Raw genomic sequence first — 16,200 nt, 5'->3', positions numbered from 1 at the left:
CGGTCTCCTCAGGGAGAGGGCGAGGGGGTCGGCGTCGGTGTCGGCGTTCCCGACCCGCTCGCAGTAGGAGTCGGTGCGATGAGCTGCGGACTGAGGGCGCTGGCCCGCGCGATCGCGTCCTGGAGGTCCTTCTGCGCTTCGCCGTATGCCGCGAAGTCACCCTTCTTGAGGGCCGCCTGACCCGCGAGGTTGGCTGCCTCGATGTCCTTGATGATCTGGGCCAGCTGGGCGCTCGGAGTCTGGTCCGGTGGCGTCGGACCACCCGGGGTCGTCGGCGTCCCGGGCTCGGACCCGCTGTCCCCGGCGCTCGCCCCGGAGTTGCCACCGAACAGGGCGTCGAGGGCCTGGTCGAGGGTCTCGCCCCAGGCGATGCGCTTGCCGAAGACGGCAACCGTTGCCTTGTTCTGCGGGAACGAGCCACCCTCACGCGAGGCCTGCACGTACATCGGCTGGACGTAGAGCAGTCCCTCGCCCACGGGGAGCGTGAGGAGGTTGCCGTAGGTCAGCTGCTTGCCGGACTGGCGGTTCTGCGCGATGAACTGGCTGAGGTTGAGCGGCTCGCTGGGGCTCTGCGACCTCGCCGTGGAGACCTCGATCTGGTTCTGCACCTGGCCGGGCCCGTCCACGGCCGAGTTGCGTGGCAGCTCGAGCAGTCGCATCGAGCCGTAGCCCTCCGCCGGCTTGCCCGCCGCCGCGCCGGCGTCGGAGTCGACGGCGAGGAAGCCGCGCAGGATCTCGCGACCGCTGCCCCGGGGGATGAACGTCGTCGTCAGCGAGAAGGCGGGTGCGGCCTGGTCGGGCATGGCGAGCGACTGGTAGTAGACCGGCTGGTCCTGGGTCGCATGCGTCGGGTCCTTCGGGACCTGCCAGAAGTCGCCACCGCCGTAGAACGAGTTGGCGTCGGCGACGTGGTAGCTCGCCAGCAGCTGGCGCTGGACCTTGAAGAGGTCCTGCGGGTAGCGGACGTGGCTCATGAGCTGCCCCGACATCTCTGACATCGGTGAGACCGCGCCGGGGAAAGCCTTGCTCCAGGCCTTGAGGATCGGGTCAGTGGTGTCCCAGCCGTAGAGCTTGACTTGGCCGTCGTAGGCGTCGACGGTGGCCTTGACCGCGTTGCGGATGTAGTTGACCTGGCCAGCGCCGGCCACGACGACGCTGGACCGCTCGCTCACCGAGTCGGAGGTCGCCTCCTCGAGGTCGGTGAGGCGGCTGTTGGGGTAGCGAGCCGTCGTCGTGTAGCCGTCGACGATCCACTTGACCCGTCCGTCGACGACGGCCGGGTAGGCGTTGCCGTCGACGGTGAGCCAGGGAGCGACCCGCTCGACGCGCTCACGCGGGCCCCGGTGGTCGAGGAGTCGGGAGTCGGAGTTGACCGCGTCGGACAGCAGGAACTTCGGCTCGCGGTACTTCACGGCATACGCGACCTTGCGGAAGAACGAGCCGAGGCCGACCCCTCCGCTGCCCTCGTAGGTGTTGTTGGCCTGGCCGCCCTCTCCCCTGTCGTCCGGGAAGTCGAACTCACGCGGCTTGGCGCCGTCGGGCGCACCGACGATGGAGTACTCCGGGGACTCCTCGCCGAAGTAGATGCGGGGCTCATAGTCGGCACCCATCGGGCCCTTGGTGGAGAACCCGCTCGAGAAGAACTGCGGGTCGCCCTCGCTCGTCCTCTTGTTGCCGTACGCGCCGATGAAGCCGAAGCCGTGGGTGTAGACGGTGTGGTCGTTGAGCCAGTTGCGCTGCCCCTCGGGGACACCGGCGAGGTTGAGCTCGCGGACGGCGACGACCGAGTCGCTCTTCTTGCCGTCGATGGCGTAGCGGTCGACGTCGAGGATGTCCGGGAAGGCGTAGTACTGGCGCAGTCCCTCGAACTGGCGGAAGGTCGGCGAGACGACGTTGGGGTCGACGAGCCTGATGCCGGGGATGGTCTCGGCGTCCTCGCGCAGCTGCCCGGGCTCGGCGTCGGTCGTGGCCGAGTAGGGCGTCTTCTTGATCCCGTCGATGCCGAAGGCGGCGCGCGTGGCGTCGATGTTGCGCTGGATGTACTGCGCCTCGAGCGACTTCTCGGAGGGGCGCACCTTGAGCGACTGGACCGCGGCCGGGTAGAGCCCGCCGGCGACGACGGAGATCACCGTGAGGAGTCCGACGCCGATGAGCGGCAGGCGCCAGCTGCGCGTCCAGATCGAGGCGATGAAGAAGCCGGCGCACATCACCGTCGCGACGGCGAGGATGGCCTTGATCGGCAGCACGGCGTTGGCGTCGGTGTAGGTGATGCCGGTGATGAGCCGTGACTCGTGCGTCGTGAGGCTGTAGCGGTCGAGCCAGTAGGCAGCCGCGCGCACGAGGGCCAGCAGCGAGGCGAGGGTGGCGATCTGGATGAAGGCGGCGCGCGTCGTCTCGCCGCGTCCGGGCAGCTGGAGCCCGCCGTAGACGTAGTGGGTGAAGGCGGCAGCGAGCAGCGCCAGCAGCAGCACCACGGTGAAGAAGCTGACGAGGAACCGCAGCCACGGGAGCGTGAACACGAAGAAGCCCACGTCGAGCCCGAACTGGGGGTCCTTGGTGCCGAACGGCTCCGCGTTGCGCCAGAGGAGGAAGGTGCGCCAGGCACCCATGGCAGCGGCGCCGGCGAGCAGGCCGAGGACGGACGGCACGACGACCGTCGCGAGCCGGCCCAACGGGTCGAGGACCTGGCGGTACTGGTCGAGCACCTGTGCCGACGGCGACGGGAGGATGCGCAGCGGGCGGGAGCGGTAGGCCACGACGAGGCTCGCAGCGACCGCGCCGGCCGTGAGCACGAAGGCGGCGACGAAGAGCAGGACACGCGTGCCCAGCTGGGTCAGGAAGACGTCACGGAAACCGACCGAGTCGTACCACCAGACGTCGGTGAGGACGCCGGCCGCCATGAGCGCGAGGATCGCGAGCACCGCGAGGATGACGAGCGTGGTGCCGAGCGGGCCCCTCTTGGGCGGGACCCCGGGACCACCCGGGCGGCCGGGGCGACGGCCCGGCACACCTGGACCTGAACCTGCTCCCCCGGGGCCGGGGCCGCGGGCCGGCCCACCCGGGTCACGCGGACCGGACCCACCCGACTGCTTGTCCGCATCCTCGGGGTCGATGCCGTCGAACCACTCTGACCGACTCACTGCTCGCTGACTCCAGGTCGTGAAGCTCCCCGGGAGGGCCCGGGCTGAAGGGCCAACCTATCTCCCGAATCTGAGTGCGGCACGATGGGTTCGTGACTCGCCCCTCGCAGCCCGTGACCGACCCACTGTCCCTCGCGGCCCTCGACACCGAGCGCCACGTCGCCTCGGCCGGCTGGGACCAGCCGCCGAGGCTGTTCGCCCTCGTGTCGACCGCCGACCTCGTCACCCGGGAGCCGCAGCTCGCCGCGGGCCTCACGGTCTCCGACCAGGTGGCCGGTGCGCTCACGGCCATCGAGCAGGAGGACCTCCCGGACAACGAGTCGATCGAGTCACTCCTGGGTCAGATCGCCTGGCCCGACACGGTGCTCGGGTGCGCCATCGTCGTCGAGCGACTCGTCGTCCCCCCGGAGGCAGAGCGTGACCTGCCCGCGGACCGCGACGCCGCCGTCGCCGCCCTGGCGGAGCACCCCGACCGGCGCGACGTGCGCCTCCTCGCTGCGGTGACCCGTGACGGTCGCAGCATCTGCCTGCTGCGCCAGCGCGAGCACGACAGCGACGACCGGGTCGCGACCGGGAGCGACATCGCGCCCGGTCTCGTCTCTGCGCTGCGGTCCACCTTCACCGACTGACCGGAACCGGCACTCCGACCGACTCGCACGCCGACCGGCGAGCGCAGCGACCCGGTTGAGCATCAACAGCGCGGGAGCGAGTCCACCTCGTCGGCGGCAATCGCCTTGACGGCGCCGAGGGCATCGTCGAAGGAGCCCACCTTGACGACCTCGAGCCCGTCGGGGACGTGACCGACGACCTCGTCACAGTTGTCGGCAGGGGCGAGGAAGTAGTCGGCGCCCCCGCTGCGTGCGCCCGACAGCTTCTGGCGGATGCCTCCGATGGGGCCGACCGACTCGTCGGGCTCCATCGTCCCCGTGCCCGCGATGTTCTTGCCGGCGGTGAGGTCGCCGGGCGTGAGCAGGTCGTAGACGGCGAGGGTGAACATCGTCCCGGCGGACGGACCGCCGACGTCGCCGGCGGTGATCCTCACGTCGACGGGGAGCTCGTAGTCGCGACCGAGCAGCACGCCGACGATCGTCACGCCCTGGTTGTCGCGGGTGGGGACGGAGAGCGTCTTCTCGGTGCCGTCCCGGCGGACGACCATGGACACTGGTTGCCCGGCCTTCTGAGCCCGGACGGCCGCCTGGACCGCCGACGCGTCCGGGGTCGGGCTGCCGGCGACGGAGACGAACTCATCACCCGCCTCGAGCACACCCTTGGCGGGTGACCCGTCCGGGACCTGCGACACGAGGACCCGCTCGGGGACGACGCGACCGGTCTCGCGCAGCGCGATCGCCGCCGCGACCTCCTGGGAGTCGACCATCTCGGCGGTGTTCTCCTGCTGGATCTCCTCGCGGGTGGCGTCCTCGGGATAGATCTCCTCGCGCTTGTAGACCTCATAGTCCTTGCGCAGGGCGGCCTGCGCGAGGTCGAACAGGTTGATCCGGTCCCCCGGTCCGCCGAGCACCCGCACCGTGGTGAAGTCGAGCGAACCCTTGGCGGGGTATGCCGTGGCTCCCCTGATCTCCACGATCGCCTTGCCGTCGAGCTGGCCGAGGGTGTTGGCGACCGGGCCCGGCTCGAAGACGACGTAGGGCAGCGGGATGAACGAGAGTCCCGCCGCGAGGACGATGACGAGGAACAACGAGGAGAGCAGGCCGCCGCTGCGGCGGCTCACGGCATACGGGTCGGTGCCGCGCACTGCGTGCGCGAGCCGCTCGGAGCGGGACGGGTCGGCCGAGCCCTGCTCGGGCACGTCCGGCTGCTCGCTGCCCCCGGGGGCAGCGGGTTCGTGGGTGGTCACGGCAGGCCGACCCACTCGGTCGCGCCGTCACCCAGGTGCTGGTGCTTCCAGATCGGGACCTCGGCCTTGAGGGTGTCGATGAGGTCGCGGCAGGCGGCGAAGGCGGCGTCCCGGTGGGCGGCGGAGGCGGCCACGACCACGGCGACGTCACCGATGTCGAGGTGACCACTGCGGTGCAGCGCGGCGAGGCGGACGGCGCCCGAGCGGGCCGCGACGACCGCGGTCACCTCCGCGAGACGCTCGGCCGCGGTCGGGTGCACGGAGTAGTCGAGGGAGGACACCTCCTGGCCACGGTCGTGGTCACGCACGACCCCGACGAAGAGCGTGATGCCGCCACACGTCGGGTCCTGCACCGCGGCGAGGACCTCGTCGACCGACAGCGGCGACTCACGGATCTCGGCGAGGGAGACGGTGGCGGGGACGGCGGAGCCGCTTCTGACGTCGTGCTGCACGCGGTCCTCCTCGGAACTATCCCCGGGCCATCCGTGGTTGGGTACTGATGAGACCACATCTTCTCACCGCCACCCCAGGAGCCCGCCAGTGACCGAGTCGCACGACCGCCCCGACGAGCCCGAGGAGCCGGGCCTCCCGCCGGAGCTGGAGCAGGTCCTGCGTGGCCTCACCGGTGGTGCCGAGCTCGACCCGCAGATGGTCGAGATGATGAAGGGCATGGGCCTGGCCGACGTCGACCCTCAGATGCTGCAGATGGTGGCCGGCCAGGTGCAGGCCATGTTCGCGGGAGCTGACGACAGCGGGTCGGTCGACGTCACCGTCGCCACCGACATCGCCCGCAAGACCGTTGCGGCAGAGGGCGACCCGTCCATCGCGGCTGCCGCGTCCGCGGACGCCCGACAGGCCGTCGACGTCGCCAACCTCTGGCTCGACGCCGTCACCGACCTCGACCACTCCGGCCTCGTCGGCCGGGCGTGGAGCAGGGCCGAGTGGGTCGAGGCGACGATGCCGGTCTGGCGTGAGCTCGTCGACCCCATTGCCGTCGGCGTGGGGGACGCGATGGGGGCCGCGATGACGAAGCAGCTCGGGGAGATGGGCGAGTCCGGCCTGCCCGAGGGCATGGTCCCGCCCGGGACCAACCCGGCCGCGATGATGGGGCAGATGGCCCCCATGCTCCGCCGGATGCAGGGGTCGATGTTCTCGGTCCAGCTGGGCCAGGCCGTCGGGGCGCTCGCCGGCGAGGTCCTCACCGGAAGCGAGGTCTCGATCCCCCTCGTGCCCGCCCCCGACGTCGTCCTCATGCCCCAGGCGGTCGCCGCCTTCGCCGCCGGTCTCGAGATCGACGAGCCCCAGGCGCGGCTCCACCTGGCCGTCCGCGAGAGTGCCCGCACCCGCCTCTTCCACGCGGTCCCCTGGCTCGCGTCCCAGGTCCTCGCCGCCGTCCGTGACTACGCGCGCGACACGACGATCGACACCGACGCCATCGAGGAGGGCCTGCGCTCGATCGACCCGACCGACGCCGAGGCGATGCAGCAGGCCCTCGCGGGACGGCTCTTCGCACCGCAGCAGTCCCCGGCGCAGAAGGCGGCGCTCTCACGCCTCGAGACCCTGCTCGCCCTCGTCGAGGGCTGGGTCGACGTCGTCACGGCGGCCGCCGTCGCGCCACACCTCCCCCAGGCCGAGGCCCTCGGCGAGGCCGTCCGGCGTCGTCGCGCGAGCGGAGGTCCCGCCGAGAAGACCTTCGCCGCACTCGTCGGCCTCGAGCTGCGCCCCCGCCGGCTGCGCGACGCAGCCAACCTCTTCGCCGCCCTCGAGGCCTCCGGCGGCGCTGACGCCCGCGATGCCGCGTGGGCGCACCCGGACGTGGCGCCCCAGGCCGCCGACCTCGACGACCCGCTGGGCTACGTCGAGCGGCAGCGCACCCCCACCGGCGGCGACGACTTCGACGCCGAGCTCGATGCGTTCCTGCGCGGCGACTCGGGCGAGGGCACGACCGGGCCCGCGGACGAGGGTCCCCGCACCTCGTGAACGGGCCCGCCCCGACGGCCCGGTGTTCCTCTCCCGAGCAGGGCCTCGACGTCGCCCGCGGCGTCGCCCACCTGCACGCCGACGCGCTCCAGGTGCTCTCCACGTGGGCGGCGCCGGACGCCGACCAGGACCGGTTGCGGACGGCCTACCTCGCCCACCTCGAGCGCCATCCGGACGGCGTCGCCAAGGCGGGTCCACCCGAACACCTCACTGCCAGCTGCCTGGTCATCTCACCCGACGGCGGCCACGTGATGCTCACCCATCACCGTCGTGCCCGCGAGTGGTTCCAGTTCGGAGGGCACCTCGAGACCACCGACGCCTCCCTGCATGCTGCGGCGACGCGGGAGGGGCGCGAGGAGTCCGGCCTCGACTCGGTGTCACCGGCTCCGGTCGTCATCCAGCTCGACCGCCACACCCTGAGCGGCGACTTCGGCCGATGCCGTGCGCACCTCGACGTGCGCTACGCCGCCGTCGTCGACCGCGACGTCGCACCCGTGGCCAGCGAGGAGTCGCTGGACGTCGCGTGGTGGCCGGTCGACGACCTCCCGCCGGGTTCGCGGACCGAGCTCTCGGCCCTCGTGGAAGCCACCCGACGGGCGCTGGGGATCTGACCCCGGCTCAGGCGGTGGCGTCCTCGACGTCGTCGTCGGCGTCGGCGACGTCGAGGCCCTTGGCCAGCGCCACCCCGTCGAGGAAGCCGCGCGCGCGCTCGAGCCGAGGGTAGGAACGCAGCAGGGTCCAGAAGTCACGGTTGTGGCCCGCCACGAGCAGGTGCGCCAGCTCGTGGAGGATGACGTAGTCGACGACGTAGGTGGGCATCCCCTGGAGCCTGTCCGAGAGCCGGATCGAACCGTCCGACGGCGTGCAGCTGCCCCACCGCGTCCGCTGGTTGCCCACCCACCGGATGCTGCGCGGACGGGCGTGGCCGCCGAGGTAGCGCTCGGACAGGTCGGTGGCGCGGGCCATGAGGTCGTCGTCGCTCGGGCGCCGTCTGCGCTCCCCCGCCTTGAGCCGGTCCACCATGCGAGCCACCCATACTCGCTCCTCGGCCCGCGACATTGAGGCCGGGATGAGCACGACGACGCGGTCGCCCTCACGGCGCGCGCTCACGGTGCGACGGCGTCGCGTGCTGCGGCGGACCTCGACGTCCTCGGTGCTCACGCCCCAACGGTAGGCCAGCGGCCCGACATCACGTCGCTGGCGCGCGGTGGGGGCACCCGGGACCGGACGGCATACGGGACGAATGAGAGGGTGGTCCCGACCGACGTGGCGGGGCGCCTGGGGCTCCTGGGGCTGGTGGGATGCCTGTGGTCAATGGGGCGGTGCGACCCCCCGAAACCCCCCGCGCCGCAGGCCCGGCGCGAGCGTGGCTGAGCACGAACTCGTGCTCGTGCGGTCTAGGGTGAAACCGTCATCGCCGCTACCCGCGGCACCACGACCAAGGAGTTGCAATGGCTGACGAGACCTACAAGGGCGAGTTCTACTGCGTGAAGTGCAAGGAGAAGCGCGAGGCAGAGGGCAACGTCGTCGTCTCCGACAACGGCCGTCGCATGGCCAAGGGCAAGTGCCCCGTGTGCGGCACCAACCTCAACCGCATCCTCGGCAAGGCCTGAGCGCCCCAGCCCTCTCGTTCACGCGGCCCCCGGTTCCCCCGGGGGCCGCAGCGCGTCCGGGGCCTGTGGATGACGCCGTTCCGGGTCGGCCGGGTTGTGCCAGATTGACGGCACCACACGACCTCGGAGGCGTCGATGCCACAGCCGCTCATCGTCGTGGACGGCCGAGGCGGCCTCCCCGACGAGATCAGCCGTCAGCTCCGGCTCGGGGGTGCCGCCCGCGTCCACGCGGGTCCGTTCGCCGCCGACGCCGCCGAGGCGCTGCTCACGGTCGATGACGGTGAGCGTCCGGACGCGGTCGTCCTCGTCGCCGGATACACGGTGACGGTCGAGGCGACCGCACCCTGGCAGCGAGCCGGGGTGCTGCACCTCCCGGTGACCTGCGACGGGCGGGCCAGCACGATCGGTCCCCTCGTGGCACCCGGCCGCGGCGCCTGCTGGCGGTGCCATGCCCTCACCGCCCACGACCTCGACGCCGTCGGAGCCCTGCCGAGCAGCCGGCTCACCCTCGACCCCGTCGCCCTCCCGGCCGGTGGGCTCGGCGTGCTCACGGCCGCCGTCACGGCCACCGTGGTCCTCGCCGGGGTCGCCGGCGCCAGCCGGCTCGCAGGCGTCTCGACCGAGATCGAGGTCGACGGGCCGACGGTCACCCATCGGCACTGGGAGCGCCACCCGCTCTGCACGGGGTGCCCACCTTTTGTGGTGCCGGCACCGGCCACAGGAGGTCAGGACACAATGGCCGGGTGAGTGACATCCCCCGACGATCGCTGTCGCGCACGGCCAAGCTCGTGGGCCTGCCGCTGGGCCATGCCGGGCGGGCCGCCGTGGGCCTCGGCCGCCGCGTCGGCGGTGCACCCGCGGAGGCGATTGCCGCCGAGCTCCAGGCGCGCACGGCCGAGCAGCTCTTCGCCGTGCTCGGCGAGCTCAAGGGCGGTGCGATGAAGTTCGGGCAGGCGCTCTCGGTCATGGAGGCCGCGATGCCCGAGGAGCTCGCCGGTCCCTACCGCGCCACGCTCACCAAGCTCCAGGACGCCGCTCCCCCCATGCCCGTCGAGCGCGTCCACGCCATCCTCGCCGAGCAGCTCGGACCGCGGTGGCGCACGGCGAAGTTCCAGTCCTTCGAGGACCGCCCGGTCGCGGCCGCCTCCATCGGGCAGGTGCACCGCGCGGTCTGGCGCGACGGGCGCACCGTCGCCGTCAAGGTCCAGTACCCCGGCGCCGGCGAGGCGCTGCTCTCCGACATCAACCAGCTCTCCCGCGTCGCCCGCCTCGCCGGCGCGTGGATCCCGGGGATCGCGATGGGCCCCATCCTCGACGAGGTCAAGGCGCGGATGAGCGAGGAGCTCGACTACGACCTGGAGGCCACCCACCAGAAGGCGTTCGCGAGGGCGTTCCGCGGTGACGACGAGGTGTTCGTGCCCGACGTCCTGGCGCACTCGCACCAGGTGATCGTCTCGGAGTGGGTGGAGGGTCGCCCGCTCTCCCAGGTCATCTCGAACGGCAGCCCGGCCGAGCGCGACGAGGCGTCGAGCCTCTACCTCGAGTTCCTCCTGCGTGGGCCCAACCGCGCCCGCCTGCTGCACGCCGACCCGCACCCCGGCAACTTCCGCATCACGCCCGACGGTCGCCTGGGTGTCCTCGACTTCGGTGCGGTCAACCGCCTCCCCGACGGCATGCCGCCGACCATGGGCGAGATCATCACCCGCACCCTCGCCGGCGATGAGCCGGGCCTGGGCGAGGTCCTCAGGCGGGCGGGCTTCATCCGACCCAAGGTCGACGTGTCCGACGCCGCGCTCATGCACTACCTGCAGACGTTCGTCGAGCCGCTCGAGCACGAGACGTTCACCTTCAGCCGCAGCTGGCTCCGCTCGGTGTCGGCGACGATCCAGGACCCGCGCCGCGAGGAGTTCCTCGTCGGCCTCCGGTTCAACCTCCCGCCCGAGTACCTCCTCATCCACCGGGTGTGGCTGGGCTGCATCGGCGTGCTCTGCCAGGTGGGCGGCACCGTGCCCATCCGCGACCTCATCATCGCCCACGTGCCCGGGATCGACGAGGACGCGCTACCCCCGCCAAGGTGAGGCTCACGGCATACGACAACCAAGCCCGTATGCCGTCCCGCTCAGTCGTGCTGCGCGGCTCGCCGGACGAGCGCAGCGGCGCCTGTCGGGTGCAGCGGGAGCGAGAGGATGGCGTCGTCGACGGGCCTCCACTCGACCGGCATCGGGCGGCCGCCGTCCTCGAACATCCCACCCTCGGCAGGCACCGTGTCCGCCGGGTCGAGCCGTCCCGTGTGGACGAAGACCACCTCGTGTCCGGGCTCACCGTCGAGCTCGAAGATGTTCTCCAGGACCCCGAGCAGCTCCGGCTCGAGCAAGGTCGCCCCGAGCTCCTCGCAGACCTCGCGCAGCACCGCGTCGAGGGCGGTCTCGCCGTGCTCGACCCCACCGCCGATGAGCCGGTGGAAGCCCTCGGGGTTCTCGAGGGTCGGCTCCATGCGCGAGACGGCATGGACGCCGCGACCCAGGTCGGGCAGGACGACCATCGCCGTGACCCGGATGACCCGACGGTCGGCGGCGACGGGACTCAGCCCTTGACTGCGGTGGCCTTGGCCGCAGCCTTGGCCGACTTCTTGAAGTCGCGCACCTTCTGGAGCGACTCGGCGTCGACGACGTCGGCGACCGAGCGGAAGCTCCCGGTCTCGGAGTAGGCGCCGGCCGCCTGCTCCCAGCCGTCGGGACGCACCCCGAGCTGCTTGGCGAGGAGGGCGACGAAGATCTTGGCCTTCTGCTCGCCGAAGCCCGGGAGCTTCTTGACGCGCGCGAGCAGCTCGGCGCCCGTCGCGGCGTCCGACCAGATCCGGCTCGCGTCGCCGGCGTACTCGTCACGGACCACGGTCGCGACCGCCTGGATGCGTGCGGCCATCGACCGGCCGTAGCGGTGCACCGCCGGAGGAGTCGCGCAGAGGTCGGCGAACGCCTCCGGCTCCGCCGCGGCGATCTCGGACACGTCGAGGGTGCCGAAGCGCTCGAGCACCTTGGCCGGCCCGGCGAACGCGCGCTCCATCGGGAACTGCTGGTCGAGCAGCATGCCGGTGAGCAGCGCGAACGGGTCCTCACTGAGCACCTTGTCGGCGGCCGGGTCCTGGGCGATCGTCAGCGTGGGCATGAGGCCAAGACTAGGACCACGCCATGGCCGGGTCAGGCCCGGAGCAGCGCCGACGACCGCGCGACCGGCAGGCCCTGACCGCGCCAGGCAGCGAAGCCGCCGACGACGTCCGTCGCCCGCGACAGCCCGAGCGAGCGCAGTGCGTCGGCAGCCAGGCTCGAGGTGTAGCCCTCCTGGCAGAGGACGATGACGCGCGTGTCGAAGTCGACACCGGTCAGGGCGGCCTCCTGACGCGGGTCGAAGCGCCACTCGAGCACGTTGCGCTCGACGGCGAGCGGCGCGAGGCCGGGCGCGACCTCGCCCTCCTCGTCTCGTTGGGCGACCGGCCGGATGTCGACGAGCCACGCCACGCCGGAGCGGACCTCCCGCCAGGCCTCACGCGCCGTGAGGCGGTCCAGACGAGAGCGCGCACGCGCCAGCTGCTCCTCGATGCCGAGGCCGCTCACCAGCCCACGCCCCTCTGCTCGACGCCCGACGCGACCAGCGCGCCGTCCACGAGGTCGTAGTGGGTCATCTGGTCCGGGCGCGGGGAGTACGCGTGGACGCTCAGGGCACTGGCATCGCCCTCGTTGACGACGTCGTGCAGGTGGTTGGCGCCGAAGGCCCGCCCCTCCCCCTCGCCGAGCACTCGCGAGTGGAGGTCCTGGTGGACCACCTGACGCTCGGTGAGTGCGCCGCGGACGACGGTGAAGGCACCGCGCGAACCACTGTGGTCGTGGAAGCCGGTGCCGGCGCCGGGAGGCCACTCGATGACCCAGAGCTGGAGGTGGTGGGTCTCGGCGAGCTGGTGCCAGCGGCGGCCGCCCGGGTCCTCCACGCGGGTCGGAAGGAGGTCGGGCAGCTCGGGGTCGGCGGCGAACAGCCGCGCCACCCGCAGCAGCTGGACGGGCGTGAAGGTGTTGACGCCGGGGATGGTCGATACAGGCCGTACGAGGGTCATGGTTCTCTCCGAAGGTGTCGTCGATGGGGTCGCGCAGAGGGCGACCGGGGCTGTGCGTGCGGGCGACTCGGGGTCAGCGGCAACAGCGACAGCAGATGACGGCAGCGGGCATGACCGGGAGGATCCGGGCGGCTGCGGTCGACGGCATGGGAAGAGCGAACCACGGTGGCCCCGACCGGTCCACCGCGCTCGGTGCCCGTCTCAGGACCTGGTCAGCGGCCGGCATACCGGCGTCGCGCACCCGGACCACGGCGCCCCCGGACATGGAACGACGCCGCCCCCGGCGTGGGAGCGGCGCCGATCCTGGTCGGTCATCGCACGATCATGCGGACCTCGGCGAGCATGCGCTCTCGCTCGAGGTGCGCCTGCGCGCGGCGGTGTGCTTCGTGCACGTTCCGCTCGTGCAGGGTGCGACGAACCTGCTGCATTCGCCTGCGGTACATGGTTCCTCCAAGGATCCAGGTGGGTGGTCATGAGGTCGGGTGGCGATCGGTCGAGCTGATCGCGTCGTGGATGCCGGTCATGCGGCGACGGTCTCCTTGCGCGGGCGGCCGCGGGGCCGCTTGCGGGGGATGACGACTCCCTGCTCGAAGAGCTCGCCGCCCCAGACGCCCCAGGGCTCCTGCCGGTCGAGGGCACCCGCGAGGCAGGCGGTCCTGATCGGGCAGGTGCCGCAGAGGGTCTTGGCGAACTCGACTCCGGCGGGGGTGTCGGCGAACCAGATCTCCGCGTCGTTCTCGCGACAGGGCACGGAGTCACCGAAGTCTGCAGTGCACTCCTGTGCGTCGATGAGGTCGGTCAGCTGCACGGGGTGTCACCTCCTTCTCCCGCCCGGTCGGGGCGGGGGTTGTGTTGCGTCGGTTGTGTGGTGGTCTGCGGATCGACGGACAACGAAAAAGGCCGCGGATCCCGGGTGGGTTCCGCGGCCTGGAGGCCGATCGCTGCTGTGGACTACAGCGGCGACGCCTGACAGGAGGCGGAAAGATCACCCGTGGTGAGATCGAAGGCGCCATCGGCGCGGACACCGGCGCCGAACGGGGCGCCCATGCCGGCAGCGGGCACACTTGTCCCCTGGGCCGTCACGTCGACGGGTGCGAGGGTCGGCAGTGCGCCCTGGCGCTCACGCGTGCGGAACGGGACGGTGTAGTCCGTCGCGATGCTCTTCGTGGTCTCCATGCGGCCAACCCTCCTTCACTGAAATGGTGCTCCGTGGCACGGCAGTTGCCGTGCTGTGTGGAATCAGGCTAGGGGACCGCCGCGAGGGCGTGCAACGGAATTAATGAGTTGATTTCTCGCGAGAAGGGGCCCGAGGCCGAACTACGTTGCGGCAGAACCGGATTCGTCCGGAAAAATTGTCTCCGAATCGCCTGTTGAGGACGGCGTCTCTCCGGAGAGGATGGCGAGCACCTGGGTCGCGTAGAGGTCGAGCTTGCGCTGTCCCACGCCGCTGATCGCCGACAGTGCCGCGAGGTCCGCCGGCGCCTGCTCCGCGATGGCCGTGAGCGTCGCATCGGTGAAGACGACGTATGCCGGCACGCTCGCCGCCCGCGCGGTCGCCAGGCGCCACTCGCGCAGGCTCTCGAACACGGCCTCGTCGTAGGTGGCCGGGCACGTCGAACAGCGGCCGACCGTGCGCTCCCCCGCGGTGCCGAGGTCCTTGCCGCAGGTGCGGCAGGTGGTCCGGCGAGGGACCTTGGGCGTCTTGCCACCGGAGCCGCCGACACGCGACGAGCGCTTGGGCTGGGAGCGGGCGCCCTCGCCGAGGATGCTCGCCGTCCCGTCGAGGAAGCGTGAGGGGCGCCGCGTCGCGCGCGCACCCGGGGTCCGGGCTCCGGACCACGAGATCACCAGCCGGTCGCGGGCGCGGGTGACGCCGACGTAGAGCAGCCGCCGCTCCTCCTCGATCGCCTCCGGGGTGTCGGCCATGGTGATCGGGAGGTAGCCGTCGGAGCAGCCGATGAGGAAGACCGTCCCCCACTCCAGACCCTTGGCGGCGTGCAGCGATGCGAGCGTCACTCCCTGCACCGAGGGCGCGTGCTGGGCGGCCATGCGCTCGTCCAGCTCGCGCACGAACGCCGGCATGCGCGCCTCGCCATCGGCCGCGAAGAGGTCGTCGGCGAGGGCGGCCAGCGCGGCCAGCGACTCCCAGCGCTCGCGGGAGGCGCCACCGACCGTCGGTGCCTCGCGGGACCACCCGGCCCCGAGCAGCACGTCGCGCACGAGCTCGGGCAGGGGGACGGAGCCGTCGTCGGAGCGCGCGGCGCCGCGCATGAGGACGACGGCGTCGCGGACCTCCTTGCGCTGGAAGAACCGCTCGCCACCACGGACGAGGTAGGGGATCCCCCGGTCGGCGAGCGCCGACTCCACGACCTCGGACTGCCCGTTCGTGCGGAAGAGCACGGCGATGTCGGCAGGAGCGGTGCCGGCCTCCACGAGGCCGGCGATCTGCGCCGCGACCGCGGCCGCCTCGGCAGGGTCGTCGTCGTGGTTGACGAGCGTCGGGGACGGTCCGGAGGCGCGCTGGGCCTCGAGGACGACCGAGCCGCTGCGGCGACCGCCACTCGGAGAGCGCAGCACGAGGTTGGCGAGGCCGACGATCTCGGGCGTCGAGCGGTAGTTGCGGACGAGCTCGACCTGGCGCGCCTGCGGATGGCGGGTGCGGAAACCGAGGAGGTGCGTGGGTGAGGCGCCCGTGAACGAGTAGATCGTCTGCGCCGGGTCCCCGACGACGCAGATGTCCTTGCGGTCGGCCAGCCACAGGTCGAGCAGCCGCTGCTGCAGGGCGTTGACGTCCTGGTACTCGTCGACGACGAAGCTGCGGTACTGCTCGCGCACCGCCCGGGCGACGGTGTCGTTCTCCTCGAGGATGCCGACGAGGACGAGCAGGACGTCCTCGAAGTCGATGACTCCCCGCTCGGCCTTGACCTCCTCGTAGGCGGCGAGGACACGCGCCATCGCGGTGAGGTCGAGGCCCGGCGCCTCACGGTCGGCCGCACGGGCCGCTGCGGCGTAGGTCTCGGACGTGAGCATGCCGACCTTGGCCCACTCGACCTCGGCCGCAAGGTCGCGGATGCCGGTGCGGTCGAAGCGCATCCGGAGCCGGCCGGCGGCCTCGGCGACGGCGCCGGCCTTGTGGGGCATGACCTCCGGTGCGGCGCCCCCGATCGCCTGCGGCCAGAAGTAGTGGAGCTGGCGCAGCGCCGCGGCGTGGAAGGTGCGCGCCTGCACCCCGCCGACCCCGAGGTCGCGCAGCCTCGTCCGCATCTCCCCCGCGGCCCTCGCGGTGAAGGTGACCGCGAGCGTGCGCTGCGGCTGCTGCGCACCCGAGAGGACGGCATACGCGATGCGGTGGGTGATCGCCCGGGTCTTGCCCGTGCCGGCGCCGGCGAGCACGACCATCGGGCCGGAGGGGTTGGCCGCGACCTCGCGCTGCTCGGGGTCGAGGCCGTCGAGGACGGCGTCGGCGGACGGGTGTGCAGGCAGTGGGGACATCGATGCGATCCTAGG

General features: G+C 72.0%; 17 protein-coding genes. 6 read left to right on the top strand and 11 right to left on the bottom strand.

The window, feature by feature from the left end; translation table 11 throughout:
• Positions 1 to 8 precede the first annotated feature (8 nt).
• Positions 9 to 3,140, bottom strand: a complete 3,132-nt coding sequence (locus tag LL946_RS13100) for a UPF0182 family protein (RefSeq protein WP_404381320.1) — start codon at positions 3,138 to 3,140, stop codon at positions 9 to 11.
• 92 nt (positions 3,141 to 3,232) lie between these two features.
• Here LL946_RS13100 and LL946_RS13095 point away from each other — a divergent pair, with 92 nt between their 5' ends.
• On the top strand, positions 3,233 to 3,769 hold the full coding sequence (locus tag LL946_RS13095; protein WP_404381318.1) for a PPA1309 family protein: 537 nt from the start codon (positions 3,233 to 3,235) through the stop codon (positions 3,767 to 3,769).
• Between the two features lie 62 nt (positions 3,770 to 3,831).
• On the opposite strand, the gene LL946_RS13090 is transcribed toward LL946_RS13095, so the two are convergent.
• Together LL946_RS13090 and LL946_RS13085 are read right to left on the bottom strand one after the other, a co-directional pair.
• Positions 3,832 to 4,995: a PDZ domain-containing protein gene (locus tag LL946_RS13090; protein WP_404381316.1), complete on the bottom strand. Its 1,164-nt coding sequence runs from the start codon at positions 4,993 to 4,995 to the stop codon at positions 3,832 to 3,834.
• Positions 4,992 to 5,447, bottom strand: coding sequence for a molybdenum cofactor biosynthesis protein MoaE (locus LL946_RS13085; protein WP_404381314.1), 456 nt, complete (start codon positions 5,445 to 5,447; stop codon positions 4,992 to 4,994). The genes LL946_RS13090 and LL946_RS13085 overlap by 4 nt, the downstream gene beginning before the upstream one ends.
• An 88-nt stretch (positions 5,448 to 5,535) precedes the next feature.
• Between LL946_RS13085 and LL946_RS13080 the strand changes: the two genes are divergently transcribed.
• Both LL946_RS13080 and LL946_RS13075 read left to right on the top strand, forming a co-directional pair.
• A complete protein-coding gene (locus LL946_RS13080) occupies positions 5,536 to 6,975 on the top strand; it encodes a zinc-dependent metalloprotease (protein ID WP_404381312.1) in 1,440 nt (479 codons plus the stop codon).
• Positions 6,972 to 7,586: an NUDIX hydrolase gene (locus LL946_RS13075; protein WP_404381310.1), complete on the top strand. Its 615-nt coding sequence runs from the start codon at positions 6,972 to 6,974 to the stop codon at positions 7,584 to 7,586. Before LL946_RS13080 ends, LL946_RS13075 begins: the two co-directional genes overlap by 4 nt.
• Before the next feature lie 7 nt (positions 7,587 to 7,593).
• Here LL946_RS13075 and LL946_RS13070 read toward each other — a convergent pair whose 3' ends face one another.
• Entirely contained in the window at positions 7,594 to 8,136 is a 543-nt protein-coding gene (locus LL946_RS13070) for a M48 family metallopeptidase (protein ID WP_404381308.1), read from the bottom strand.
• A gap of 290 nt (positions 8,137 to 8,426) precedes the next feature.
• Here LL946_RS13070 and LL946_RS13065 point away from each other — a divergent pair, with 290 nt between their 5' ends.
• From LL946_RS13065 to LL946_RS13055, 3 genes are all read left to right on the top strand, one after another.
• Positions 8,427 to 8,588: a DUF5679 domain-containing protein gene (locus tag LL946_RS13065; RefSeq protein ID WP_009775774.1), complete on the top strand. Its 162-nt coding sequence runs from the start codon at positions 8,427 to 8,429 to the stop codon at positions 8,586 to 8,588.
• 135 nt (positions 8,589 to 8,723) lie between these two features.
• Positions 8,724 to 9,335, top strand: a complete 612-nt coding sequence (locus tag LL946_RS13060) for a hypothetical protein (protein ID WP_404381306.1) — start codon at positions 8,724 to 8,726, stop codon at positions 9,333 to 9,335.
• Entirely contained in the window at positions 9,332 to 10,666 is a 1,335-nt protein-coding gene (locus tag LL946_RS13055; protein WP_404381304.1) for an ABC1 kinase family protein, read from the top strand. The genes LL946_RS13060 and LL946_RS13055 overlap by 4 nt, the downstream gene beginning before the upstream one ends.
• A gap of 41 nt (positions 10,667 to 10,707) precedes the next feature.
• Here LL946_RS13055 and LL946_RS13050 read toward each other — a convergent pair whose 3' ends face one another.
• The 7 genes from LL946_RS13050 to LL946_RS13020 form a co-directional block, all read right to left on the bottom strand.
• On the bottom strand, positions 10,708 to 11,130 hold the full coding sequence (locus LL946_RS13050) for an NUDIX domain-containing protein (protein WP_404381302.1): 423 nt from the start codon (positions 11,128 to 11,130) through the stop codon (positions 10,708 to 10,710).
• Positions 11,131 to 11,171: 41 nt separating this feature from the next.
• Positions 11,172 to 11,753: an HhH-GPD-type base excision DNA repair protein gene (locus tag LL946_RS13045; protein ID WP_404381300.1), complete on the bottom strand. Its 582-nt coding sequence runs from the start codon at positions 11,751 to 11,753 to the stop codon at positions 11,172 to 11,174.
• A 32-nt stretch (positions 11,754 to 11,785) separates the two neighbouring features.
• Positions 11,786 to 12,199 carry a rhodanese-like domain-containing protein gene (locus LL946_RS13040; RefSeq protein ID WP_404381298.1) on the bottom strand — a complete coding sequence of 138 codons (414 nt, stop codon included), beginning with the start codon at positions 12,197 to 12,199 and terminating at the stop codon, positions 11,786 to 11,788.
• Positions 12,196 to 12,693 (bottom strand): cysteine dioxygenase, encoded by a 498-nt coding sequence (locus tag LL946_RS13035; protein WP_404381296.1) that lies wholly within the window; start codon positions 12,691 to 12,693, stop codon positions 12,196 to 12,198. The genes LL946_RS13040 and LL946_RS13035 overlap by 4 nt, the downstream gene beginning before the upstream one ends.
• Positions 12,694 to 13,213: 520 nt before the next feature.
• Positions 13,214 to 13,501, bottom strand: a complete 288-nt coding sequence (locus LL946_RS13030; RefSeq protein WP_404381294.1) for a WhiB family transcriptional regulator — start codon at positions 13,499 to 13,501, stop codon at positions 13,214 to 13,216.
• Positions 13,502 to 13,644: 143 nt separating this feature from the next.
• Positions 13,645 to 13,869, bottom strand: coding sequence for a hypothetical protein (locus tag LL946_RS13025; RefSeq protein WP_404381292.1), 225 nt, complete (start codon positions 13,867 to 13,869; stop codon positions 13,645 to 13,647).
• Positions 13,870 to 14,010: 141 nt separating this feature from the next.
• Positions 14,011 to 16,185, bottom strand: coding sequence for an ATP-dependent DNA helicase UvrD2 (locus tag LL946_RS13020; protein ID WP_404381290.1), 2,175 nt, complete (start codon positions 16,183 to 16,185; stop codon positions 14,011 to 14,013).
• Positions 16,186 to 16,200: the final 15 nt, after the last annotated feature.

Origin of the sequence: Knoellia locipacati, assembly GCF_044791685.1 — a bacterium.
GTDB classification, from domain to species: domain Bacteria; phylum Actinomycetota; class Actinomycetes; order Actinomycetales; family Dermatophilaceae; genus Knoellia; species Knoellia locipacati_A.
The sequence above is the reverse complement of the archived record's forward strand: the minus strand, read 5'-3'. Positions and strand labels throughout refer to the sequence as shown.